Annotated in this window: 26 protein-coding genes; 5 read left to right on the forward strand and 21 right to left on the reverse strand. The window is 59.1% G+C overall.

Annotation, left to right across the window (positions count from 1 at the left end):
- The first annotated feature begins 369 nt into the window (after positions 1-369).
- Genes GOW98_RS19485 through GOW98_RS19495 form a run of 3 tightly spaced genes read left to right on the forward strand, consistent with a single transcriptional unit; the run spans position 370 to position 3,617 of the window.
- Positions 370-828 carry a (2Fe-2S)-binding protein gene (locus GOW98_RS19485; protein WP_170335132.1) on the forward strand — a complete coding sequence of 153 codons (459 nt, stop codon included), beginning with the start codon at positions 370-372 and terminating at the stop codon, positions 826-828.
- A 3-nt stretch (positions 829-831) separates the two neighbouring features.
- Entirely contained in the window at positions 832-2,979 is a 2,148-nt protein-coding gene (locus tag GOW98_RS19490; RefSeq protein ID WP_170335134.1) for a xanthine dehydrogenase family protein molybdopterin-binding subunit, read from the forward strand.
- Positions 2,980-2,993: 14 nt separating this feature from the next.
- Positions 2,994-3,617, forward strand: a complete 624-nt coding sequence (locus GOW98_RS19495; RefSeq protein WP_170335136.1) for an Isoquinoline 1-oxidoreductase subunit — start codon at positions 2,994-2,996, stop codon at positions 3,615-3,617.
- Between the two features lie 154 nt (positions 3,618-3,771).
- On the opposite strand, the gene GOW98_RS19500 is transcribed toward GOW98_RS19495, so the two are convergent.
- The 12 genes from GOW98_RS19500 to GOW98_RS19555 all read right to left on the reverse strand — a co-directional run bounded on the left by GOW98_RS19500 (position 3,772) and on the right by GOW98_RS19555 (position 13,275).
- Positions 3,772-4,494: an HAD family hydrolase gene (locus GOW98_RS19500; RefSeq protein WP_170335138.1), complete on the reverse strand. Its 723-nt coding sequence runs from the start codon at positions 4,492-4,494 to the stop codon at positions 3,772-3,774.
- Complete coding sequence (locus tag GOW98_RS19505) at positions 4,491-5,480, reverse strand: quinone oxidoreductase family protein (RefSeq protein ID WP_170335140.1); 990 nt, start codon at positions 5,478-5,480, stop codon at positions 4,491-4,493. The genes GOW98_RS19500 and GOW98_RS19505 overlap by 4 nt, the downstream gene beginning before the upstream one ends.
- A 40-nt stretch (positions 5,481-5,520) precedes the next feature.
- Positions 5,521-6,075: a phosphohydrolase gene (locus GOW98_RS19510; protein WP_170335142.1), complete on the reverse strand. Its 555-nt coding sequence runs from the start codon at positions 6,073-6,075 to the stop codon at positions 5,521-5,523.
- Positions 6,072-6,725, reverse strand: coding sequence for a DsbA family oxidoreductase (locus GOW98_RS19515; RefSeq protein ID WP_170335144.1), 654 nt, complete (start codon positions 6,723-6,725; stop codon positions 6,072-6,074). The genes GOW98_RS19510 and GOW98_RS19515 overlap by 4 nt, the downstream gene beginning before the upstream one ends.
- A gap of 4 nt (positions 6,726-6,729) precedes the next feature.
- Positions 6,730-7,440, reverse strand: coding sequence for a glutathione S-transferase family protein (locus tag GOW98_RS19520; protein WP_254438078.1), 711 nt, complete (start codon positions 7,438-7,440; stop codon positions 6,730-6,732).
- 10 nt (positions 7,441-7,450) lie between these two features.
- On the reverse strand, positions 7,451-8,137 hold the full coding sequence (locus GOW98_RS19525) for a glutathione S-transferase family protein (protein WP_170335148.1): 687 nt from the start codon (positions 8,135-8,137) through the stop codon (positions 7,451-7,453).
- Positions 8,138-8,141: 4 nt separating this feature from the next.
- Entirely contained in the window at positions 8,142-8,858 is a 717-nt protein-coding gene (locus tag GOW98_RS19530) for a glutathione S-transferase family protein (protein ID WP_170335150.1), read from the reverse strand.
- A gap of 58 nt (positions 8,859-8,916) precedes the next feature.
- Positions 8,917-9,720 (reverse strand): SDR family oxidoreductase, encoded by an 804-nt coding sequence (locus GOW98_RS19535; RefSeq protein WP_170335152.1) that lies wholly within the window; start codon positions 9,718-9,720, stop codon positions 8,917-8,919.
- A gap of 15 nt (positions 9,721-9,735) precedes the next feature.
- The gene (locus tag GOW98_RS19540; RefSeq protein WP_170335154.1) at positions 9,736-10,089 is read right to left on the reverse strand and encodes a cupin domain-containing protein; all 354 of its coding nucleotides are present in this window, start codon (positions 10,087-10,089) and stop codon (positions 9,736-9,738) included.
- Between the two features lie 42 nt (positions 10,090-10,131).
- Positions 10,132-10,743, reverse strand: coding sequence for an NAD(P)H-dependent oxidoreductase (locus tag GOW98_RS19545; RefSeq protein WP_170335156.1), 612 nt, complete (start codon positions 10,741-10,743; stop codon positions 10,132-10,134).
- 392 nt (positions 10,744-11,135) lie between these two features.
- On the reverse strand, positions 11,136-12,092 hold the full coding sequence (locus GOW98_RS19550; RefSeq protein WP_170335158.1) for an ion transporter: 957 nt from the start codon (positions 12,090-12,092) through the stop codon (positions 11,136-11,138).
- A complete protein-coding gene (locus GOW98_RS19555) occupies positions 12,085-13,275 on the reverse strand; it encodes a low temperature requirement protein A (RefSeq protein WP_170335160.1) in 1,191 nt (396 codons plus the stop codon). The genes GOW98_RS19550 and GOW98_RS19555 overlap by 8 nt, the downstream gene beginning before the upstream one ends.
- Positions 13,276-13,509: 234 nt before the next feature.
- On the opposite strand from GOW98_RS19555, the gene GOW98_RS19560 reads away from it, so the two are divergent.
- Positions 13,510-13,884, forward strand: a complete 375-nt coding sequence (locus tag GOW98_RS19560; RefSeq protein ID WP_170335162.1) for a winged helix-turn-helix transcriptional regulator — start codon at positions 13,510-13,512, stop codon at positions 13,882-13,884.
- A 4-nt stretch (positions 13,885-13,888) separates the two neighbouring features.
- Positions 13,889-14,758, forward strand: a complete 870-nt coding sequence (locus GOW98_RS19565; protein ID WP_170335164.1) for a halocarboxylic acid dehydrogenase DehI family protein — start codon at positions 13,889-13,891, stop codon at positions 14,756-14,758.
- 76 nt (positions 14,759-14,834) lie between these two features.
- Here the strand turns inward: GOW98_RS19565 and GOW98_RS19570 are convergent, their stop codons facing one another.
- The 9 genes from GOW98_RS19570 to hisD form a co-directional block, all read right to left on the reverse strand.
- A complete protein-coding gene (locus GOW98_RS19570; protein ID WP_170335166.1) occupies positions 14,835-15,530 on the reverse strand; it encodes an RraA family protein in 696 nt (231 codons plus the stop codon).
- Positions 15,527-16,222, reverse strand: coding sequence for an alpha/beta fold hydrolase (locus tag GOW98_RS19575; protein WP_170335168.1), 696 nt, complete (start codon positions 16,220-16,222; stop codon positions 15,527-15,529). Before GOW98_RS19575 ends, GOW98_RS19570 begins: the two co-directional genes overlap by 4 nt.
- Positions 16,219-17,343 (reverse strand): cobalamin-independent methionine synthase II family protein, encoded by a 1,125-nt coding sequence (locus GOW98_RS19580; protein WP_170335174.1) that lies wholly within the window; start codon positions 17,341-17,343, stop codon positions 16,219-16,221. The genes GOW98_RS19575 and GOW98_RS19580 overlap by 4 nt, the downstream gene beginning before the upstream one ends.
- A gap of 102 nt (positions 17,344-17,445) precedes the next feature.
- Positions 17,446-18,408 (reverse strand): cupin, encoded by a 963-nt coding sequence (locus GOW98_RS19585; RefSeq protein WP_170335169.1) that lies wholly within the window; start codon positions 18,406-18,408, stop codon positions 17,446-17,448.
- Between the two features lie 152 nt (positions 18,409-18,560).
- Positions 18,561-19,535, reverse strand: coding sequence for an ester cyclase (locus tag GOW98_RS19590; protein ID WP_170335170.1), 975 nt, complete (start codon positions 19,533-19,535; stop codon positions 18,561-18,563).
- On the reverse strand, positions 19,532-20,551 hold the full coding sequence (locus GOW98_RS19595) for a LacI family DNA-binding transcriptional regulator (protein WP_170335175.1): 1,020 nt from the start codon (positions 20,549-20,551) through the stop codon (positions 19,532-19,534). Before GOW98_RS19595 ends, GOW98_RS19590 begins: the two co-directional genes overlap by 4 nt.
- A complete protein-coding gene (locus GOW98_RS19600) occupies positions 20,551-21,318 on the reverse strand; it encodes an SDR family NAD(P)-dependent oxidoreductase (RefSeq protein WP_170335171.1) in 768 nt (255 codons plus the stop codon). The genes GOW98_RS19595 and GOW98_RS19600 overlap by 1 nt, the downstream gene beginning before the upstream one ends.
- 1 nt (position 21,319) lies before the next feature.
- Positions 21,320-22,369 carry an ester cyclase gene (locus GOW98_RS19605; protein ID WP_170335172.1) on the reverse strand — a complete coding sequence of 350 codons (1,050 nt, stop codon included), beginning with the start codon at positions 22,367-22,369 and terminating at the stop codon, positions 21,320-21,322.
- A gap of 93 nt (positions 22,370-22,462) precedes the next feature.
- The coding region (hisD, locus tag GOW98_RS19610) for a histidinol dehydrogenase (RefSeq protein ID WP_170335173.1) at positions 22,463-23,314 on the reverse strand (852 nt) is incomplete at its 5' end.

Consider the following 23,314-nt stretch of genomic DNA (forward strand, 5'->3'; position numbering starts at 1 on the left):
GACCTGCGCGCGGCATCCGCAAGGAAGCGGTCGCCCCGTGATTATCGGTAAAGACCAATCTCCCTACCGGAAGCCGATCTTGGAAAAGCCTGCGTTTTCGTTGGAGCCTCTCCAAACCTCCCATGTGTGAGCTTGGAATTCCAATATGCCACCAGGTTTTACCTGCCTCCAAGCGACTAGCGGCATCGCTGCGATTGCCCACTGAGCTTCAAACGTATCACTTCCGTCTTTAAGGTTACTAAAAGTATACTGGTTGATAGATTGCCCCTGCGAGATGTAGGTAACCACTAAAGGCGACCCCCCAGGCGCTGTAAACCTGAAGCTCTGCTGAAAATCTTGAAGACAAGCCAAAAAGAGGACCTCCCCAAAATGACGGACCTGACCATCAACGGAAAGGACGTGTCGCTCGACGTACCGGGTGACACACCTTTGCTATGGGCGTTACGCGACAACCTGCGCCTGACCGGAACGAAATTTGGCTGCGGCGTGGCCCAGTGCGGTGCCTGCACCGTCATGGTCGATGGCATGCCGGTCCGCTCGTGCATCACCCCGGTCGAAGATCTGGAAGGCTCGGATGTGACAACGATCGAAGCGCTGGAAGGCCCCGAGGCTGATGCGGTGCGCAAGGCCTGGGTTGATCTGGATGTGCCGCAATGCGGGTACTGTCAGTCCGGTCAGATCATTGCCGCCGCCACATTGCTGACCGAGATCCCTCAGCCGACGGATGAGGATATCGATTTTGCGATGGCTGGAAACGCCTGCCGCTGCGCCACCTACGTGCGCATCCGCAAGGCGATCCACAATGCTGCCAAGATACTGGAGGCCTGATCCATGACCGCATTCTCTCCCACCCGTCGCGGCTTTCTGGCCGGTGGTGCCGCGCTGATCATTGGGGCGCATCTGCCGGTGGGCAACAAGATGGCCGCAAAAGCCGCGACCGGCCCCGTTGACCTCAACGCCTTTGTCCGCATCGGCGAAGACAACACGGTTACCGTTATCGTCAAACACATCGAATTCGGCCAGGGCCCATTCACCGGCTTCGCCACTTTGGTAGCCGAAGAGTTGGACGCCGACTGGTCGCAGATGCGTGCCGAACATGCGCCTGCCGACACCGCAACCTATCAGAACTTTGCATTCGGCATTCAGGGCACCGGCGCTTCAACCGCCGTGCGCAACGCCTTTACCCAGATGCGCCAGGCCGGCGCCGCCGCCCGCGCCATGCTGGTTGATGCGGCTGCCCGTGAATGGGGTGTTTCGGCTGATGAGATCACCGTCGCAAACGGCGTGATCAGCCACACCGGCAGCGGCAAGACCGCGCAATTCGGTGAACTGGTCGCTACGGCCAGCGAAAGCACACCTCCTGCCGAGCCCAAGCTGAAAGATCCAGCCAAGTTCAAACTGATCGGCAAGGAAGAAATCCGTCGTCTCGACAGCGCCATCAAGACCACGGGCGAGGCCCAGTTCACGCTGGACGTCTATCGCGACGACATGCTGACGGTCGTCGTGGCGCATTCGCCCTGGATCAACGGAAAAGTTGCATCGGTGGACAGTTCGGCCGCTCTGGCGGTCGACGGCGTTGAAAAGGTAGAACAAATCCCGACCGGCGTCGCGGTCTATGCCAGAAACACTTATTCAGCCCTCAAGGGGCGCGATGCGCTGCTGATCGACTGGGACCTGAGCGAGGCCGAAACCCGCTCGGCCGACGAACAACTGGAAGAGGTCGCCGCAGCAGCGCGCGATGGTGACGGCGTGGTGGCCGAAACATATGGCGACCTGAACGCGGCATTCGAAAACGCCGCTCAGGTGATCGAAGCCGAATACCGCCTGCCCTTCCTTGCTCACGCACCGCTCGAAGCTCTGGACGGTGTGATCGAGACGCGCGGCGATGCGGCGGAAATCTGGATGGGGAGCCAGATGCAGACGGTCGACCAGATGGTCACCTCGGACATCCTCGGCATTCCGCTGGAAAATGTGGCCATCAACACCCTGCTGGGCGGCGGCAGCTTTGGCCGTCGCGCGCAGTATGACGGGCAATTCGCGCAAGAACTGGCGCAGGTTGCCAAGGCGGGCGGCGAAGGCATCTATAAGCTGGTCTGGACCCGCAGCGATGACATCCAGGGCGGATATTACCGACCGCTGGCCGTTCACCGCCACCGCGCAGCGCTGGACGAAACCGGCCGCATCATCGGATGGGACAACAAATTCGCCACCGAAAGCATCATGGGCGGTTCGGCCTTTGAAGCGGTAATCCAGAACGGCGTTGACCCGTTCTCGATCGAAGGTTCGATCCACAAGCCCTATGATTTCGGCGCGTTCGAGGCGCGTTGGGTCCGCACCGACAGCAAGGTGCCGCATCTGTGGTGGCGCTCTGTCGGCCATTCGCACACTGCATTCGCGAACGAAGTGTTCCTGGACGAGGTGCTGCAACGCCAGGGAAAGGACCCGGTTCAGGGTCGCTTGGAGCTGCTGGGCGACAAGTCCCCGCGCGACCGCCGGGTGCTGGAGCGCGTCGCCGAGATGGCGAACTGGCAGGGTGTGCAAGGCGCCAACGGCAAGGCCTATGGCGTTGCGCTGCATCCCAGCTATGACGCGCACTTCGCCTATATCGCCGAGGTCTCCGAGGTCGAAGGCGAACCCCGCGTGCACAAGGTCTGGGTCGCTGCCGATGTGGGCATTGCGGTCAACCCGGATGTGGTCAAGGCGCAGATCGAAGGCGGGCTGGGCTATGGCCTCAGCGCAGCGCTGTTCAACGAGATCACCTTTGCCGAGGATGGCCGCATTGAGCAGGAAAACTTTGACACCTATCGTCTGCTGCGGATCAACGAAATGCCCGAGGTCGAAATTGATCTTGCGGTGAACACCGAAAAGCCCGGCGGCATTGGTGAGGCTGGTACGCCGCCCATCGCCCCCGCCGTCAGCAACGCCTGGCGTATCCTCAAAGGTGAGCCCGTTCGCCGCTTGCCGCTTGTGCGCGTTTGACAGGAGATCGAGCTATGAAATTCGACATTCGTGCCACGGCGCTGACCGCTGCAATCGCGCTGACCGGGCTGCTGCCCGGTGGCGCGGCGCAGGCCGAGGAAGTCAACGGCCTAAAAACCGCCGCGAGCTTTGAAAGCATCGAATCCGAGCAAGCCCGCTCGGTCGCGATCTTCGAGGAAATGGCCAAGGTCATCACTCATGCGCGCTGCGTCAACTGCCATCCGGTCACCGGTGGCCCGCTGCAAGGCGAAAACCAGAAACCGCACTCGCCGCCGATTCCGCGGACCGAGGACAATTTCGGTGTGGTCGCAATGCGCTGCACCACCTGTCACGGCGAGGAAAACCGCCCGTTTCTGGGTGAAACCGGTTCGGTGCCCGGCAACGGTCACTGGCAACTGGCCCCGCAGAGCATGGGTTGGGTCGGCCTGACCGTGCCCGAGATCTGCGCCCAGTTGAAAGACCCCGAACGCAATGGTGGCCGAACCCTCGAAGAGGTCGCGCATCATATGGGGCATGACACTCTGGTCGGCTGGGCCTGGGCCCCCGGCGAAGGCCGCGAGCCCGCGCCCGGATCCTGGGAAGGGTTTTCGGAACTGGCCGTAAACTGGATCGAAACCGGCGCGGCCTGCCCGGGCTGAGGCGCGTTGATCTGACAGGAAATAATCCGGAGGCTTCTGTTAAGCTGCCTCCGGTTCATCTATGGCCAGCACGGTCTGGATCGTGTTTCAAACAATCAAATTCCGGCTGTCGAACGCGGTTTGAACCGAAAACTGACATTCAGTTTTGCCCAACCTAAATCTGAAGGGCAGAGGCCAATTCAGTAAAGCTGTCCACTTCGATGTCATAAGTGCCGGTTTCACCCCGATCCGGCGTCTCGGAAGGCTTGTTGCCCCACTCCAGCGGTCGCCGAACCAGCGCCGTTCGGAACCCCACCTGACTTGCAGAGTCAAGGTCATAGGGGTGACACGCGACCATCAGGCATTGCTCGGGCTGCAGTTGCAAACGTTCAGCGGCCCGCCGATACGCCTTGGGCAGCAGTTTGTAGACGCCAAGCCCTTCGCAGGACAGGACCCCGTCCCAGACCAACCCGCTTCTGCGCGAGGTGTCGATAATCAATCGATAGGACAGCAGCGTGAACGAGGTCACGATGAACCGCTCGCGCAACGCTGCCAATCCGGGCCGCACGTCCGGCCAGGCGGCAAAACTATGCGGTGCATCCCACGAGATCGCGTGCCGGTCCTGCGCGTCGAAAGCATCCAGCCCTTCTTCGTCCAACAGGGCATCCAGACAAAAGCGGTGCGCGTCGTCGAAATTATATTCCGGCGGGCCGTTTTCACCCAGATTGAGCATCGCCTGCATTGTCCGGCGACGCAGGTCATTTGCTAGCGCGGCCCAGTCACGCCTGATGCCGTGACGTTGTCCTGCTGAGGCAAAGGCTTCGCGGAAGCCGCTGTGCCAATCTAGCACCGTGCCGCCGGTGTCAAATGTCAGCGCCTTGATGCCGGCAAGGCTCATGGGATCAGCACCGTTGCGCCCAGCGTTGTGCCGGATTCGATGGCTTCATGGGCCTTCACCGCATCCTTCAGCGCGTATTCATAGTTGATATTGGCATCCAGAATACCGTCACCGATGGCCTTGAACAGATCGCGCGCGGTCCATTCGAGGTCAGAACGTTTGGCGACGTAATGCATGATTGCCGGGCGCGTGATAAACAGCGACCCCCGGCGCCCGAGATCCTGGATCACGTCGATAGGTTCAGGCGGACCTGAGACATGACCATAGGCAGCGCAGACGCCCATCAATCGCAACGAGTCCAGCGAGTCTTGCAAGGTGTCTTTGCCGATCGCCTCGTACACCACGGCGCAGCCCTCGCCATCGGACACGTCGCGCACAACGTCCACAAAGCTCTGCTCTGAGCGCACGACCGGGTGGTCGCAACCCGCTGCACGTGCGACCTCGGCCTTTTCCGGTGTTGAAACAGTGCCCACAATGGTCGCCCCAAGGGCCTTGGCCCATTGGCACAGGATCAATCCCATACCGCCAGCGGCCGCATGAACGAGAATAGTGTCGCCGGGCTGCACCGCATACGTACGGTGCAACAGGTAGTGCGCGGTCATGCCTTTCATAAGCAAGGCCGCAACCTGCTTGTCGTCCAGCCGGTCCGGCAGATGCAATAGCTTGTCAGCGGGATAGTTGCGGACCTCGGAGTAGCTGCCCAGGGGCGGGATGCCATAAGCGACACGGTCGCCAGTCTTGAACTCGGTCACACCCTCTCCGACACCTTCGACGATCCCAACGCCCTCGAAACCGATCACCACCGGTTCGTCTGGCACTGGCCACGGATGAGAGATGCCGGCGCGGTGGTAAGTGTCGGCGTAGTTAACGCCCACTGCTGTATGGCGCAGGCGTACCTCGCCCGGGGCCGGGTCGGGCACATGCCAGTCTTCCCATCGCATACAGCTGGGCGGTCCTTTCTTGTGGATCACTTGTGCTTTGCTCATCGTCCCCTCCTTCGATGTTAGTGTGTGATAGGTATGGGTTTCAGATTTTGAAAACATTCCTGAGCACCCGCAAATTCCCGGCAATTCGATTGCCTCCAAGGTCTTTGGCCAAACGTTGCAGAACATCCGGAAAACCATAATCCGGGATCGCGTTCTCTACTCTCGACACTTGTGCCTTGCTCAGCCCCTTGCGGATCATCCCTCCGGATGCGTCTATCCAGTCGCCCTTGCGGACAGCATTCACCACATCCGCGCCGGGGCCGGAATAAGGTGTGATCTTGTGGTGCCAGTGGATTGCGGCACGCAGAATCTCGGGATCGAGGCCAAGCCCAAGCTTTTCGTTGTCGCGCAGCGCCAGCGTCTGGGAAGGATCGAGATAGGCAAGATTCTTCTCAGTCCAGAGCCCGATGTCATGATAGACCAGCGCAGTTTCGACCATGGGGCGATGGACGCCCGCATTTCTAAGAAAATGCATGGCGTAGGTGATCACGCGATACACATGCCCCCGGTATGCCGGAAAATCGTCACCAATAGTGCCGCGATATGGGTCAAAGAGCCCTTCGACCCGATCGCAATAGCCTATGATTTCAATCATGCAGCGATTTCCTTAAGCTGCCTGAGGATATTGGCAAAATTCCCTTTACCCTGCGCACCGGTGACAAGGTGCTGACGTTCAAAGATCATCGCAGGTACGCCCTGAACACCGCGGCTGGTCCAGAACTGTTCTTTCTCACGGACCTTTTCGGCACGTTCGCCGCTATCCAGCATCGCGCGGGCGGCATCGCGGTCCAGCCCAATCTGACCCGCGACCTCGACCAATACGTCAATATCCGCCACGTTTTTGCGCAGAGTAAAGAAAGCGGCGAACAGCGCCAGCTTGGCCTCATGCGCCTTGCCCTGCTCCTCGGCCCAGTCGATCAGCTGATGGGCGCGGAAGGTGTTGTACATGCGCATGTCGTCGGCATAGTTGAAGGTGAAGCCAAGCGCGGCCCCCATCTCGGTCAGACGCGCGCGCGCTTTGATCGAGCCTTCCAGCGTGGTGCCGTATTTAGCGGCAAGGTGTTCGCGCAGGTTTTCACCTTCCTGCACCATATGAGGGTTCAATTCGAACGGGTGCCAATGGATATCGACGTCGATGCCGGTCTCCTGCACGGCTCGGGCCAGTTGGTAGTAACCTATAGCGCACCATGGGCAAACAACGTCCGAGACGATGTCAACGCGGATGGGCTGGGTTTGGTCGGACATCGGGTCACTCCTTATAATTAGCGGCATTTGCGGCGGCAGCGGCCTCGGTGTCGCCTGCGCCAAAGACGGATGGCCTGGGTTTCGGCAGTTGCAACGCTGCCTGCGTGGCCGGGCGCGCATCGATCCGCGCAAACCAGGCGTTCAGGTTGTCCAGACCCGAGACATCAACCCCGGCCCAGAAGTGCGAGCGCGCCCAGGGATAGGTCGCAATATCGGCGATGGACATGGCATCGCCCACCAGCCAGTCACGCGCGTTCAGCCGGGAATCCAAAACCTCGAGCAGGCGGCGGGATTCATCGACGTAGCGCTTGATGGCATAAGGGTCGTCATGACCGTTGGGCCGCGCGATACGCTGGAAGAACATCGCCTGCCCCATCATCGGCCCGATGCCGCTCATCTGGAACATCAGCCACTGGATCGTCTCGGATCGCTCCCTGGGATCATGGCTCAGGAACTGGTCGTATTTCTCGGCCAGATAGAGCAGGATCGCACCGCTTTCGAACACCGCAAAATCGTTGTTGCCACGATCAACGATGGTTGGGATGCGACCGTTTGGATTCAGCGTCAGATAATCCGGCGCCTTCTGTTCCTTTTTCGAAAAATCGACCGGCACCAGTTCATAGGGCAGATCAGCCTCGTGGAGGAAGATCAGTGGCTTCCACCCATTCATCGTAGGGGCGGTATAAAGCAGAATATCGGGCCGGTCGGTCTTCAAGAATTCAACCTCACACGGTGGGGCCGTATCGCGAGCGGGCCCAGCGGACGACCTCTGTCCCCTCTTCGCTGTCGATGACGCGGGCATATCCCGGTTGGGCAAAGCACCGGTTAAGCCAGCGTTGAATCGAGGGCCAGCGTTCGGCATCCAGCGCGAACCCGGCCAGTTCCGCCCCGCGCAGCCAGCTTGACATCGCGATGTCAGCAACGCTGAACGACCCAGCGGCGTAGTCGGCATCGCCCAGCAGGTTGCCAATGGCGTCCAGCAATTGCGGCGCGTAGTCGGTCATGGCCTGAGCGACCATATCCTCTTTTCCGTGGTCCTTGCCAAAGTAATAAGGCACCACGATCCGCTGACCGAACATCATACCGCCAAAGACCTGCGCCATCTGGCTATCGGCGAATTGCTGAATCTGCAACGCGCGTTGGCGCAGTTCTGGTTGTGGTGGGATAAGGCCGGGCAAAGGCACGGTCTCTTCCGCCCAGGCGACGATGTCCGCGCTTTCTGGGATGGGTGCCTGCCCCTCAGCGGGCAGCAGAACCGGCACGGTTCCAGCCGGGTTGATCGGCAGAACTTTTTCTCGCTCGGTATAGGGGACGACCGGGTCCAGATCGTACCCGATACCTTTCAATTCCAGCGCCACCCGAACCTTGCGGACAAAGGGCGACACCGGGTAACCGACAAGTTTCACAGTCATCGCCTCAAGCCTTTTTCACGTCGCCGGCGAAGCGCGCGGCGTTTTCCTTGAGGAAGGCATCAGCATCTGCGTTTTCGTCCCAGAATTGCGGCTGCGCCTTGGGGATGGTCAGCGCCTTCTGCACGGCCGGGCGCGCGTCGATCCGGTCGAACCAGGCCTTGAGGTTCGGCAGATCGTCAACCTCGACCCGTGCCCAGGGGTAAGCCCGCGCCCAGGGGTAGATCATCATATCGACGATGGAGTAGTCGCCTACGATATAGTCACGTCCGTCCAGTTGGGTGTTCAGAACTTCCATCAGGCGGCGGGATTCGTCGACATAACGCTTGATCGAGAACGGCTCCTCATGCCCGTTGGGCGCTGCGATACGCTGGAAGTACATCGCCTGCCCCATCATCGGACCCACATGGCCGACCTGAAAGAACAGCCATTGCAGCGTTTCCGACCGGGTAAGCGGATCGTCTGACAGGAACTTGCCGTATTTCTCGGCCAGATGCCAAAGGATTGCGCCGGATTCGAAAATGGCCCGCCCCTCGGCCCGGTCATAGATCGTGGGGATCTTGCCGTTTGGGTTCAGCTTGAGGAAATCGGGGGCCTTCTGCTCCTGCTTGGAGAAGTCGATGAAGGTCAGGTCATAGGGAACACCGGCTTCTTCCAGAAAAATAACTGGCTTGTAGCCGTTCATGGTGGAGGCGGTGTAAAGGTGAATGTCCGGTTGGCTCATGGCTATCTCCTAAGGGGCAAAGTTCGGGTCCGCGCGGTGTCGCGCAGGCCCGGTTGGTTCAGATTTCCAGCGTCCAGTGTTTCTGCTGGTAGTCCAGCACGTCCTTGATCGCCTCTTCCGGAAACACCGTGCGGAACTTGTGGTTATCGGCGGCAATGACCTCGGCCATTTTGTCGATCATCGGCTGCGGGTCCATCTGTAGCTCGTCGCCGGCGAACAGGTCGCGGACCTTGCGGATCGCTTCCGGCGGCGTAATGCTGGTCGCCGGATCGTACCACTCGTCCATCTTGTCATACATCCGGTCATTGAACCCGGTTCGGTACGCGCCCGGATTGAGGGTCGCGACCTGAACACCCATCGGTTCCAGTTCCTCGCGCATCAGTTCCGCGACGGCCTCCAGCGCGTGTTTGGACGCGGTATAGGGGGCCAGATAGGGGAAGGTCAGGAACCCGGCGATCGACGAGACGAACACCACCTTGCCGCGGCCACCGCGGGCAAAAGCCTGCGCATAGGGCTGCAAGAATTCGACGGTCGAGAACACGTTGGTTTCGAACACGTTCCGGATGCGGTTCACGTCAACCTCAACAATCGGTCCGGTATCGCCGATCGCGGCGTTTGCCACCACGACATCCACATCGGCACCGAAGCGGTCAAAGGCGGCCTGGCGGTCCTCGGCGCTGGTAATGTCCAGCTTGACTGCTTCCAGCATCAGACCCAGCGCGTCCGCTTCTGCCTTGAGCGTTTCCGCCCCTTCCGCGCCGTGGGTCGTCGCGATCACGCGATGGCCCTGTTTCGCCAGTTCGAACGCCGCACCTTTGCCAAGCCCGGTGCCCGCACCCGTGATCAGGATAGTTTTGCTCATTTATCGCTCCTCGCCTCAGTCCTTCAGTTCCACGTCGTTGTCCAGACGCTCGAACAGCACGGCCTCAACCGTAGTGGTTCCGACATTGCTGACCTGATGGGTCCAGGGGCCGTTATGCATGTAATCGCCATCCGCCACCTCTTTCACGACGGTCGAGCCGTCTTCGAGTTTGATGGATAGTGTGCCGCCCTTGATGAAATAGACGATTTCCTCGGGGTGGCGGTGCGGCTCATCCGTCGCACCAGGGGGCATTTTCATGCGGACCAGACGCGTGATGCCGGTGTTCACCAGCTCTTCATACATGTCGGGCGATGCCTCGTCGGCCAGCGGTGCACGCTGGCCTTCGGTAATCAGGGTAGAGTTGCTCATCTCATGAGCCTCCATTTTTGGAATGATTTCCGCAGGCGCGGATCAGGCTACTTCCGATACAGAATTGGCACCGAAGACACGGGCCAGATGCGCGTCAAAGCGGGCGAAATCCGATTCCACATCGGCGTTCTTCATCACATCAAAGGCGCCATAGGTCGGCAGCGGCGACATGCCAAAGAACTTGGCGTTCAAGTGCATCGGGCGCAGCAGATCGTCCAGCGATGCGCCTTCAAAGAACGGTTCGGCGGGGTTGTCGAAGGATTCGGCTGGTGCGTTCAACGTGACGGACAGCATGTAGTTGGTGCCGGTCAGGGCGCCGCCCATACCGTAGTTTTCTTTCGGGGCTTCAGCCACGCGGCCATCACCATTGGTCAGACGACCATCCATGCCGACCGTGTAAACCTCGTCCATGTACTTCTTGAACGACCACGGGACACCCATCCAGTTTACCGGGAACTGCATGATAACGGTGTCGGCCCATTGGTGGTTGGCGATTTCCTGCTCGACGTCATAACCTTCGGCGATCTTTGTCACACGCACGTCATGTCCGGCGGCTTTCAGGAACTCGGCTGCCCGGTTAATCAGCGCTGCGTTCAGCTCACCCTTGGCGAAGGGATAAGGCTGGTGGCCGTTCAGAATAAAAATGTTGCTCATGGTCTCGTCCTTGCGGTTTTCAGTGATTCAGCGGCCTTTCCGCTGTTCAGGTGGCAACTTGCTCACTGTGGAGGAAAAGACAATTAGTATACTTTTTGTAACCTACTACTTGGGTAGCCCTGCGACCCACTCGCTTGCGTGCAAGGGAGCCGCCAATAACCTCAATGATCCCGGACCCTACGCTAATCAGCGTTTGGATTGAAAAGATCGAAAAACCCCTGAAACCAACGTATTCCTGCCCCAGGAACACACCGCCCGTATGGCGCAGCCTGCGACCGCAAAATACGCTTAGAGCCTATATCGTTCTGTATGATTGGGCCACGAAAGGTCAGGCCATGCATTTTGGATTGATTGAATATGCCTCGTCGTCATATCGGCGGGAAGTGTGGCACTCACAAAGGTTCGGAGAGTACTTTACCGCAATGAGGGCAATGTCCCCGTCTGGCTTCAGCTTCAGCGTGGATGCGATCCCGGATCTGATCTGCAGCCCGGCGTGACAGGCCCAGTTGCTTGCGCAGCGCCTCGATCTCGGCCTCTTCGGCCTCACAGATCGTGCCATCCTCCAACGCTTTGCGGAATTCGCGCTCCAGACTGGCACGCCGACGGTGCAATTGATCGTTGAGACCGCTGGCGATGATACCGGCAGGCAAGGCAGCCATTCCGATGCCGATGACCGTGATAACAGCTCCGAACATCTTTCCGGCCACCGTCACAGGCGTCACGTCGCCATATCCTACGGTCGTCAACGTCGCCATGGCCCACCACATGGCCGCCGGGATCGAGCCGAACGCGTCGGGCTGAACTTCGTGCTCGGCCAGCCAGGCGCCGCTGGCGGCAAAGATCAGCATTACCATCAGGATGAAAAACCCGGCAAAGAAAGCGCCTGCCTCTTCCTCGAACACGGCAAGCAACATGCCAAGCGCGGGTGAATACCGGGTGAGCTTGAGCAGGCGCAGCATCCGGAACGCGCGCAGAACGCGCAGATCGATGGGAATGAACAGGTACAGCAGAGCGGGCAATATCGCCAGCAGGTCGATCAGTGCCAGTGGAGACGTCGCCCAGGACAGCCTGGACTTATATTCAGGATTTTCCGGCGCTGCCCACAGTCTTGCCGCGTATTCCACAACGAACACTGTCAGCGAGAAGCCTTCGAACAGATCAAAGGTTGCTTTCCAGTCGAAATAGATGGAATCCACTGTTTCCAGAATGACCGCCGCGACATTCAGCGTAATCAGGACGATCAGGGCAATGTCCAGAAATCGGGGACCGTCTGCGTCCCGGTTGGGACGCTCCAGCCACCAATAGACCTCGGCGCGCAGATTTTTCAGGTCCTGTACAAGGCTACTCATGGCGGAATGTCAGCCAGGCCCGGGAAACGGGCACAACAATCTGCGAGAGCAGCGCCGTGCCCCAGATCAGGTTGGCCACCAGAGCCGGGACGTGCGGAACAACGAAGAAACAGGCGATTGCCAGCACAATGCCAAACAGGCGTACATCCCCGCGTCCAAAATCGGAGGCAACACGATGTTCAATGATTGACCTCAGCACCCAGAGCATGGCGATATAGCCTGCGAGGCCGAAGCAGCCGATGGCGGCGTAATCGGTTGGATAAGGATCCCAGAATCCGGTTTTGACCTCTGCGGCCAGTGCCACACCGACCAAAACACCGCACACCATCAGAACAAGATGGGCCAACCACCAGATCACCAGGGTCGCGGGTTTCCTGTCCTTCGGCTTGGCATTGCCGGCAAAGTCGAAATAGATCCAGCACATGACAAACATCGACACTCCACCGATGACGAAATTGACCAGAACGTCCGGGGATACCTTGTAGATGCCCTTTTCCGACAGTGTGACGACGAGCTTGAAGAACCCCTCGCCCAGCACGATCAGTGTCAGCAGTGCAAAACGCTCGGACATATGCCCCAGTCGTGGCGCGAACCGCTCAAACCGCAGGATGGATATGCCCGGGATCATGTAGATCGCCTGTGTTGCCACCATTGCGATGCCAAACGCCCAATAGGCCAGCGGTTTCGGCAAAAATGCGATGATGGCAAAAACGATGGCGAAGAACGAGAAGTTGCGGACTTTCTCGGACGTCATCGAGCGGCCGGTAATATTCACCCGCCGCGCCCTGAAATACAGCGCCGCCAACATGGCCCGGTTGGCCGCAAACCCCAGTACGAAGAATGTCCAGCCTTTTCCTTCGATGGCCGGAATGGACGCTGCCATGAACATCACCGTACAGATCATCACGCACATGATCACACGGTGCCAGACATCGGTGCTCACATAGATCGAGTTGAAGATGCTAAGCTCGCCCCACGCGTACCAAAGTGCAATGAACACCCCCGTAAACACCAGGAATCCGTGCCAATCCAGGTGATGCGAGAGGTAGTTCCCAAGCAGGAATATGGTCACGACGTGAATCAGGTCATAGAATAGCTCGGCCCAGTGAACATGTTCATGCGCGTGGTCGAGGTCGTGATGATGCTGCGGCTTGCGCCACATCGGGTGGTCTTGCAGTGCCATGAGGGTGTCATTCTTTCTTCTGGGATCTTTCCGCGCGCCGCACGGGATATATTTGCTTGTAGCCCGAAAGCTTCGATTTAATTGTCATCGGTGCCGGTGCTTTCCACACCCTCCATCGCTGCTTCCCTGAACTACTTGACATGCCGGCGGTTTGCGGCCACTTAAGTTAGTAGGGGCAATAGATCAACCAGTATACTTTAGGTAACCTACTGTTGAAATAAATGGAGGCGACAGATGCGAGCACGCGTGGAACAAGACGAAAAAGGCCGTCGCACCGCACATGATGCATGTGTCGAGCCGTGCGCAATTGAACGTGGCATGCGGATTATTGGTGGCAAATGGACCGGCTCTATCCTGTGGCACCTGAAGGACGAGCCCGTTCGCTTCAATGACTTGGCGCGCATGGTCGGCGGCGCCAGCAAAAAGATGATCACAGAACGACTGCGTCAATTGGAATCTCAGGGCCTGGTCCAGCGTCAGGTTCTCGACACAGCACCGGTATCGGTCCAGTATGAGATTACCGAGCTTGGCTGCACTGCTCTGGGTTTCCTCGACGAATTGCGCAAATGGAGCGAAGGCTTGCCAAAGAGTGTCACTGTTGACGCCTGATCAATTGCAACGACTGAAACCGAACTCCATTCCACCTATACGTCCGGTGCCCGAACGGGCTGCGACGGCAGATTTGGCGCGAGTTTATGATCGCACCAAACGCGGCTTCGGCGTACCGTGGATGGGCGTCGTTGCCATGGCGTTTGCCCACTATCCCGAATTCTACCAGCGCCTATGGTCTTCGATCGAACCCGTCGTAGCGACAAACGCCTTTGGTGATGCTTGCCGCGAGCTCCGCGACTGCGTCGAGGCGCAGGCGGGTGTTTTTGCGCCCCCTGCGATCAGCGCACGGCTGGCTGCGATCGGATATGACACCACCGAGGTCACGCAGATCACTACCTGCAACGAGGTGTTCTCCGCCGGAAACATGCCCTATTTGCTGTTGGCGTCACTGGCCCGGGCGCTGCTGGAAGGTCATGAATGGACTGGTCGAGGCCACGGCTCCACGCTGCCCCGCCCGGCTGACGACATGACACATCCGGTTCTGATGGAACCGCATCATGCTAACCCGGAAACGGCGGCGCTCTATGATGACATTCGTGAAACACTGGGGCTGCCCTTCGTCAATACGGACTATCGGGCATTTGCGCGCTGGCCAAGTTACTTCAATTTGGCATGGCACGATCTGAAGCCTGTGATCCAGTCTACCGCCTACGAACCAGCGGTTTCGCTAATCCATAGCCGCGCGGTTGCACTGGCTGTCGCTTTGCCAAATGTTACCAGTTTGTCATCCGAAGACCTAATCGAAGCCACCGCCCGCGACGCAGATCCGGCAGAAGTTCTGGCTGTTGTGCAGTTGTTTCAATGGCTGCTTCCGGGTTTGGCGTTCAATGTTGCTTATTTCCGCGCTCAGCTCACCCGCTCAACTTTGTAAGCCGGGCGAGCGTAACCGCCTCCAGGATATCTCGGCTCGGACCGGTCTCCTTTTTCCAGTTAACGGCCTCGCGCTCCTAAGTCCGCGAGGCTTCGAACGCCGCCCATGCTTTTTCGAAGGCATCGAAATCGAACCCTGATGCGCGGGCGGGATCCAGGATCAGTTTTTCGGTTTCAAACAGCTTGATGATCGCCCGTTCAAGCTCGTCCACCACCTCGGGCGGGATCACCAGAGCGCCATGCCGGTCGGCATGCACAAGGTCACCGTCCTTGACCGACAGGCCGAAGATCGTAACCGGCGTTCCAACCTCTTTCACGTGCACGAACCCGTGGCTTGGCCCGACAGACCCGGCAACCACCGGAAATTCATCCGGCAGGTCGCCGAGGTCCCGCATCACGCCGTTGGTCAGCGCACCGCTGATGCCAAAACCCTTGTGGATAGTCGTATTGATTTCACCCCAGTAGGCGCCAATGCAGTCGGGGTAATCCAAGTCTTCCACCACGGTCACGGCGGGACCGGTGCCTGCGGCCATGTGCCGGTAGTAATCCATACGACGCGCGCGGATCACGTCAGGTGCCTCGGCCGGTGGGTTCACGGCGGCAATCTTCGCGGTACGGGCATATCCCACCATCGCGCCCGCATCGGGATCAGAGCATAACATTGTGCCCCGGGTAAAATCATTGAAACCGCGCTTGCCCTGAGCCACTTCGATAGCGTTGCAAACGGTTGGCGTGTCGACCTTTTTCAGCAGGTCCAGCAGGGATTGGTTCATATCATCTCCAGCCAGCGGGTCAGGGCCGCCGTGGTTTGTTGCGGTTGTTCCAGAGTCGGCGGATGGCCGGCGTTTTCGATGATCTCCAACCGGCTCTGCGGCATCAGATCGTGCATCAACTCATGCCTTGAGCCGGGGCACAGGGCATCGTCGCGCCCACAGAGAACCAGCGCTGCGCCGGTGAAGTCCCGCAGGGTATTGCTCTGTTCAGGGCGATCACGCAGGGCTTTGGATTGATTGATGAAAACGTCTGGCCCAAGATCCATGGCCATATCCATGCACAAATCCAGAATGGCGGCGCGGCGCGGGCCGTCGGTCAGGTAGTTCGGCTTCATCTCTTCGGCCATCACCTTGCGCAGATTGCCGCGTTCGACGGCGTCGATCTGAGGGCCGCGTCTGGCCTTGACCTCGCCCAACTCTGCCAGTGGATTGGTGTCCATCAATGCCAACCCGGCCACACGGTCTGGGGCCTGCCGCAGGATTTCCATCGCCACGATGCCACCCATGGAGAGCCCGGCCATAGCAAAGCGTTCAGGCGCGTAGGCCAACACATCGGCGGCCAGCGCCAGCATTGTGTCCTGTCCACCGATGGGCGCAGACAGGATCGGGTATTTGCCTGACAGAGCGTCAATCTGCGGGGTGAACAACCGCGCATCGCACATCATTCTGGGCAGGAGGATAAGCGGTGTCATTTGACCAGGGAAGCCCCTTCGGCCAGCTTGCCCAGCTTGGCATAAGCGATATCCGGGTCGACCGCGCCAAAGCCTGCAAAGGTACCAAAGCCGCAATCCGATCCGGCAATCACCCGTTCGGCGCCTACGATGTTCGCAAACCGCTCAACGCACTGCGCGATCAGTTCCGGGTGTTCGACAAAGTTGGTCGTGGTGTCAACCACACCGGGCACCAGAACCTTGTCATCCGGAATCTCATCCTTGCGGTTACGGAACACCGTCCATTCATGCGCATGTCGTGGGTTCGAAGTTTCGAACAGCACATAACGAGACTTGGTGGACATCAGCGTCGAAAAAACCTTGTCCATACCGATGTCACAGCAGTGCGGGCCCTCGTAATTGCCCCAGCAAATATGGACACGTACTTTTTCTGAAGGGACGTTTTGCAACGCGTGGTTCAGAGCCTCGACATGCATGTCGGCGATTTTCACGAACTCGTCGTCGGACAGATCGGTGAACAGCATATGGCGTGACAGGGCCAGATCCGGGCAATCCAGTTGCAAATCCAGACCCGCACCAACGATGGTTTCATATTCTTCTTTCATCGCATCGGCCAGCGCGGCCAGATAGGCCTCGCGCGTCGGATAGAAATCATTTTGCAGAAACAGGGAAATCACCCCGGGGCTAGCGGCATTCATAAAACCGCGCTCGACCCGGTGTTCGACCATCGCCGCCTTCAGATTGTCTATGTCCTTCTGTAACTCGCCCTGCCCTTTCGAGCGTACTTCGCCCACACACATGGGCCGCGCATATTGCGGCGTTCCGCCGTCATCCGCCAAACGTTGCAGAAAGCCCGGAAACATTTTGAGGTCCGCCGGCGCGTTACGCGGGCTGTCACCGGCAAAGCCGGTATAGCGGTCCTTCACATAAGTGGCATAGGAGATTTTTGAGGTCTCACCGTCCGAGACGATATCAACCCCGGCCTCGGTCTGTTTTCGCACTGTCTCAGACACGGCTGCGGTCATGCAGGCATCAAATGCAGCCTGATCGAACGGCTCCTCCCGCTCGCGCGCGAAGATGAAGTCAACGACCTTCTGACTGCGCGGCAGGCTTCCCACATGGGTGGTTGAAATGCGGGTCATGTCTTCATCTGCCTCCAAACCTTGTTCCTGCGCCGGGCTGGAATCCCGGTGCAGGATGTGCTGAGCATGCCGCGATTGAAATCGGGACACGCAATTTTGGCGCTATGCACCTGTCCAGGTCGCTCCAGCCGGATCGTCGGTGGCAGTGATACGATACAGACCCGCTTCGCCGGTCATCGACGGCTCTGCGCTGTAGCTTTCGCCGGGCAGAACCAGTGCGGTATCGCCGTTGGACAGGGTTACTTCGACCTCATTGATCCTGATACGCCAATGGCCGCTGGCCGGCATCAGAACCACGGGTTTGTCCGCCTTGACCTGTTCAGCCACGGCCGATCCGCGTGTCAGGAAATCCACCTCGAAACCGGGCTTGTCCTTGATCAGGCCATTTTCACCAATCACAACTGCAGGCTTGTCCGCCGACAGCGCCATCAGGTCCCAGTACCGGGCGACATATTTTCCGATCACCGCATCAACGGGAACCTCGGGATACGCTTTCAGCTCCTCCTCGGTAAGCAACGGCATGGGCTGCACGTTGTGCGGCAGTTCTTCGCCCTTTTTGCTGTCGTATAGCACGCCATTATTACCCAGCACCAAGCCATGGGCCTGCGCGTCCTGAATGACTTGCGGTGCCCAGGTAACACCGCCACCGGCGTCGTCGCCACCCAGCATCGACATGATCATGCCGTAGTCCTGGCCTACATTCTCGAACCCGCGGAAGATGCCGGTCGGGATGTTGAAGATGTCACCTTCTTCGGCGATGAACTCACCTGCAGTGCCGTAACGACCCCAGAAGAACCGCCAGCGGCCCTTGGCGACAAAGAAGACCTCGGCGGTGGTGTGACTGTGCAGTGAGTTGCGGCATTTAGGCGGTTGCCCCGCCGCGCCGATGTTGAACCCGATCTTGTCGGTGATGTGGACGTGCTGGTCGGGGCTTTCGCTGACGCCACCGCCAATGATGGTAAAGTTCTCCTTCTGGTCAGACCCCGGTGTGTGCGCGTCGATGAACGCGGTTTTGCAGGGCTTCAGCTCGCCATAACGGACGATGCGGCTTTGAATTGTGCTCATTTTTTTCTTCCTTTTGCTTTGAGGTTTGATCGGCCCAACCCCCAAGGCCCGGCGGGCGATTGTTCAGCCGCCGGGCGCGCAGGCTGGCGCGATAGGTGTGGAACCGCCGCAACGCCTGCCCGGCATCCAGATTTGAGACACGGAGCGACATATTAGAGATCGCCGGTTTTCAGCAGAATCTGTTTCCAGATCGAGGTTTCGTCAAACAGGGTATATTCCTTGCGCAGACCCCAGGGACCAAACTCGGCCTGGCTGATGCCCAGAACAAAAACCTCGGCCCCGGTCGGAACGCCGAAAACGCCCCAGCCGTCATGCTTGCCGTGCAGCGTCCAGCGGATCGCGGCGCGGGGTGGCATCATGGGATCGTCCCGTCCGATCTGATGGTGGATTTTGAACTCGGCATTTGGGAAAGAAGCGCGCAAACCCATCCAGAGCCGATCCACCGGGCCCCAGCTATGTCCTGTGGTGCCACCGGGATACTCCGACAGGACGGCGCGGTCATACTCTTCCTCAATCACACCCATATCGGCATTCATGATCCGGGTCAGAATGTCGGCATATTTTTGGCCCCATTCGTTGTCGTTGCCATGGCCTTTATAAGGGCCAGGCTGATCGTTTGCGGGCGTGTAGGGCTGAATACAGGCGTCAGGTCCGCCCTCGCGGGCGATCAGGTCGCGGGCGTATTCCTTGGGATCCCAGCCCATCTGTTGGACAATCGCGCTTTGGTCGCGGATCAGCCATTCATCGTTGATCTGATTATTGATGGCGTGGCAATCAGCCAGGATGCGATAGATCAGCTTCTTGCCAGTCGCCTTGCCATAAACGCCGTCGCCCAAATGCGTTGCCGTGGACAGCAGGCGGTGCGAGGACAGCATGCCCTCTTCCGGTGTGCCCGACCAGATCACATCCTCGCCCAGAAGGGTGCGGTCGGGGAATTCGGCCAAGGTCGCCATGGTTGCAGCGATCACGTCCTGGTTGCCGACGACCACAGACGCGGGTGAGCGCACGACAATATCCGGGGAGTAATAGTGATGCAGCGTGGCAATACCACGGTCTTCCCAAATTTCCTTGGTGATCCCGATGATATAGCCGGGAAAATCTTTGAACTTGGGATCAAATCCCTTCATGTCTTCCATCCTTCAGGTATGCGGGCAGAGCCGCGAACAATTAGAGGTCCGTCAAACTCGACGCGGCGCGGTTCAGCGTCGGAGTCTTCGATCTTGCGGAGCAGAATATCGACGGTTTCAGCGACCATGCGATTGGCGGGTTGGCGCACAGTTGTCAGATCGTAGGCCGGCCACGCGGCCACGGCCACGTCGTCATACCCAACCACCGAAACGTCTTCGGGGATATTCAGGCCCAACTCGAACCGGAGCGTGTCCATCACCGCAATCGCCATATGATCATTGGCGACGAAGACAGCATCCGGCGGGTCCGAGGCAAACATCCTGCGGGTTGCGCCCCGAGCATCTTCCGCCCCAAAGTTGCCAACCTCGCAGCTGTGTAGCGTCACGCCAGCTTGGTGCAGGGCCGCGACAAAACCGGCCTCGCGGTCGCGCTGGGTCGAGGCGCCTTCCCAACCGGCAATATAGCCGATTTTCCGATGCCCCCCGGCCAGCAGAAACTCGGCCGCCTTGCGCCCGCCGGCAATGTTGTCAGAAGTAACTGCCGACATGTCCGGATCATCCTGAGCCCTGTTGAATAGAACCATCGGGATACCGGCCGCACGACAGCGATTGGACAGGTCCGAAGACAATGCAACCGAGGCGGCAATGATGCCGTCAACCTGAAAATCCAGGATTTCCTCGACGACTTTGTCGACATTTCCGGCCGATCGCGCAGCCATGAAAATCAGCACGTGGTATCCACGCTCCTGCAGCGTGTTTGTCAGTTTTTCAAGCGCCTCGGGGTAAAACTGGTTGTTCAAATAGGCGACCACCAGCCCGATGATGCCGCTTTTGCCCGACACCATGGCCCGCGCCAGAACATTGGGACGATACCCCAGCTCTTTCGCGGCTTTGCGCACTTTTTCGATGGTCTTGGCAGAGGCCGAGGCACCGGGCGTGAACACCCGGCTGACCGCCGACTGGCTTACACCAGCAAGGCGGGCAACTTCTGCCGATGTGACTTTCTGCGCAACCATCAGTCTGCTGTCCATCCTCCATCCACCATCATCGCCGTGCCGGTCACCAGCGCCGAGGCATCCGAGGCCAGGTAGACCACCGCGCCCATGATGTCCTCGATCTCACCTGGGCGGCCAAGCTTGATCTTTTCGAGAATCCAGGCGCGTTTGTCCGGATCGTCGAAGGTGGTCTTGGTCAGCTCGGTCAGGATGAAGGTCGGGCAGATCGTGTTAACCCGGATCTTTCCTGGTCCGAACTCAAGCGCCATCGCCTTGGTAAAGCCCTCGACCGCGAATTTCGACGCACAATAGACAGCGCGCTCGCGACCGCCGACATGGCCCATCTGACTTGAGATATTGATCAGCGATCCAGGACGACCGGCATCGAGCAGGCCCTTGGCAACGGCCTGCGTCAGGAAATAGGCGCCCCGGACATTCACCCCCATCACCGCATCGAAATCTTTGGGCGTGGTATCAATCGCCCTGCTGTGCCGGGCCAGCCCTGCCGAACTCAGCAATACATCAAACGGTCCGTTCCGCGCCACAGCCTCAGCCGTTGTCGCCACGTCCGAGACATCCAGTTCAAGCACATGGGCAGACCATCCCTGCGCCGACATATCCTGTGCAATATCCTGCAGCGCGCCAGTACGGCGCGCCGCCAAAGTGACCTCAGCACCATGTTCCGCCAGCGCCACGGCGCAGGCCATGCCGATGCCCGAGGAAGCTCCGGCGACAAGTGCGCGCTTGCCGCTGAGGCTGAAACTGGGAGTGCTGGGGAATTGGGGCATATCAGACCTCGCCAACCGGGAACGGAATCGTGCCCTGAACGCGAACCTTGTTGAACTCGCGCAGGCGGGCAAAGACATCTACGCCCAGTTGGCGGTAGGCATCCAGCAGGTCGACCATGACCCAGTTCTCGCGGATCAGACCATTTTCCAGCCGCCAGAAATCCAGCGATCTCATGGTGATCTTCTTGCCCGACGGCGCAATGCCCATCCAGCCGTCATGGGTGACAGTCTGGATCATGTTCGGCCACCCGGTGACGGCGGCATAGTCGCCGTCGCCAAAGAAATGGTAGGTGATATCTTCGATGTATTTACCGCGGTCAGGCATGCCGTTCAGGAAAGGTATCTGGTGCCAGTTGCGGAACCCCGCGATGCCACGCCCGGTGCCGATCCCGGCGGGGCCGTACCAGTTCATGCGCGGATGCCAGAATTTCTCCATCTCCATCACTTCGGGTCCACCCTGGCTGGGGTGTTTCTTCAGATGGTTCAGCATGTCGACGATATGATTGCACGAGGCCTGAGATTTCGCCTCATCCCACGGACCGGGCACGATGCCGTCCAGCGTTGCCGGGCCGGGAATGCAGAACTCCAGCCCCAGCGACGGGGCCATCGGCCAGGCTTTCGCCTGCATCATGACCTCGGGAATGTCCCATAGTGTCTGGATCTCGACAACCTTGCCATTTTCGAAGCGGTAGAATTCGTGGAACCGCATATGGGTAAGATGCCCCGTCGGCGGGATGTCCAGCCAGGGGGCGACGAATGTACCAACATAGTGGCCGCCGCAACCGACCCAATCATCGCCATGTTCCGTTGGCCCGCCCATCACGATCCAATCCCGTCGTTCCAGATCAGGCATGGATGTCAGCAGCGGTGCATAGCAAGTGTCGTAAAGTTCCTGCGGCCCGGTCAAGTCGCCTAACGGATGCGGCATGTGAATGACGGCATCGGGTGCGATCACCGACTGCAGCGCGGCGCGGACGCCAGCTTCGTCAAAGTTGTACATGGCCTCGCGCAAGGGTGCGATCAGGGCCTTGTGGGTAGAATGTGTGTCCATTGCGAAATCTCGCATTGTGTTATCTGCTTCTTTCTCAAAATCCGTGACGACCGGGCGATCCCGGGCGCAAGTTCTGTGGCGGTTGCCTGGCAGTCACGTGGGCACCTCGGCAGTCTCGCGATAACCCGCGCCTTCCCCGTAGGGCACGTTAACGCCCCCATAACGCCGGACGCGGATATTGCATTGCTCGGCATGGCCAACAAAGCCTTCCAGCATGCACAGTCGCGAGCCGTATTCGCCGATCATCGCTGCGGCCTCATCAGTGACGACCTTCTGATAACTGTGGGTTTTCATGAACTTGCCCACCCAGAGACCGCCTGTATAGCGACCGGCCTTCTTGGTCGGCAGAGTGTGGTTGGTACCAATCACCTTGTCGCCGTTTGCCACATTGGTCCGTGGCCCAAGGAACAGCGCGCCGTAGCAGGTCATGTTTTCCAGGAACCAATCGTCGCGGTCGGTCATGACCTGAACGTGCTCGGACGCTATGTCATCTGCCACTTTCAGCATCTCGTCATAGGTATCGCAGACGATGATCTCGCCATATTCCTCCCAGCTGACCTTCGCGGTGCCGGCAGTGGGTAGGATGCCGAGGATACGGTCAATCTCGCTCAGTGTGTCTTCGGCCAATTTGTGTGAGTTGGTGACCAGAACGCAGGGGCTGTTATAGCCATGTTCGGCCTGACCCAGCAGATCGGTCGCACAAAGCTCGGCATCGGCGGTGGTTTCATCGGCGATGACCATAGTCTCGGTCGGACCCGCGAAAAGGTCGATACCGACGCGACCAAAAAGCTGGCGCTTGGCTTCGGCCACAAAGGCATTGCCCGGTCCCACCAGCATGTGAACCGGATCGATGGTTTCCGTACCAATCGCCACGGCACCGATCGCCTGAATGCCGCCCATGACATAAATCTCATGCGCGCCGCCCAGATGCATGGCCGCAATCAC

The organism is Ruegeria arenilitoris, from assembly GCF_013032445.1.
GTDB classification, from domain to species: domain Bacteria; phylum Pseudomonadota; class Alphaproteobacteria; order Rhodobacterales; family Rhodobacteraceae; genus Ruegeria; species Ruegeria arenilitoris_F.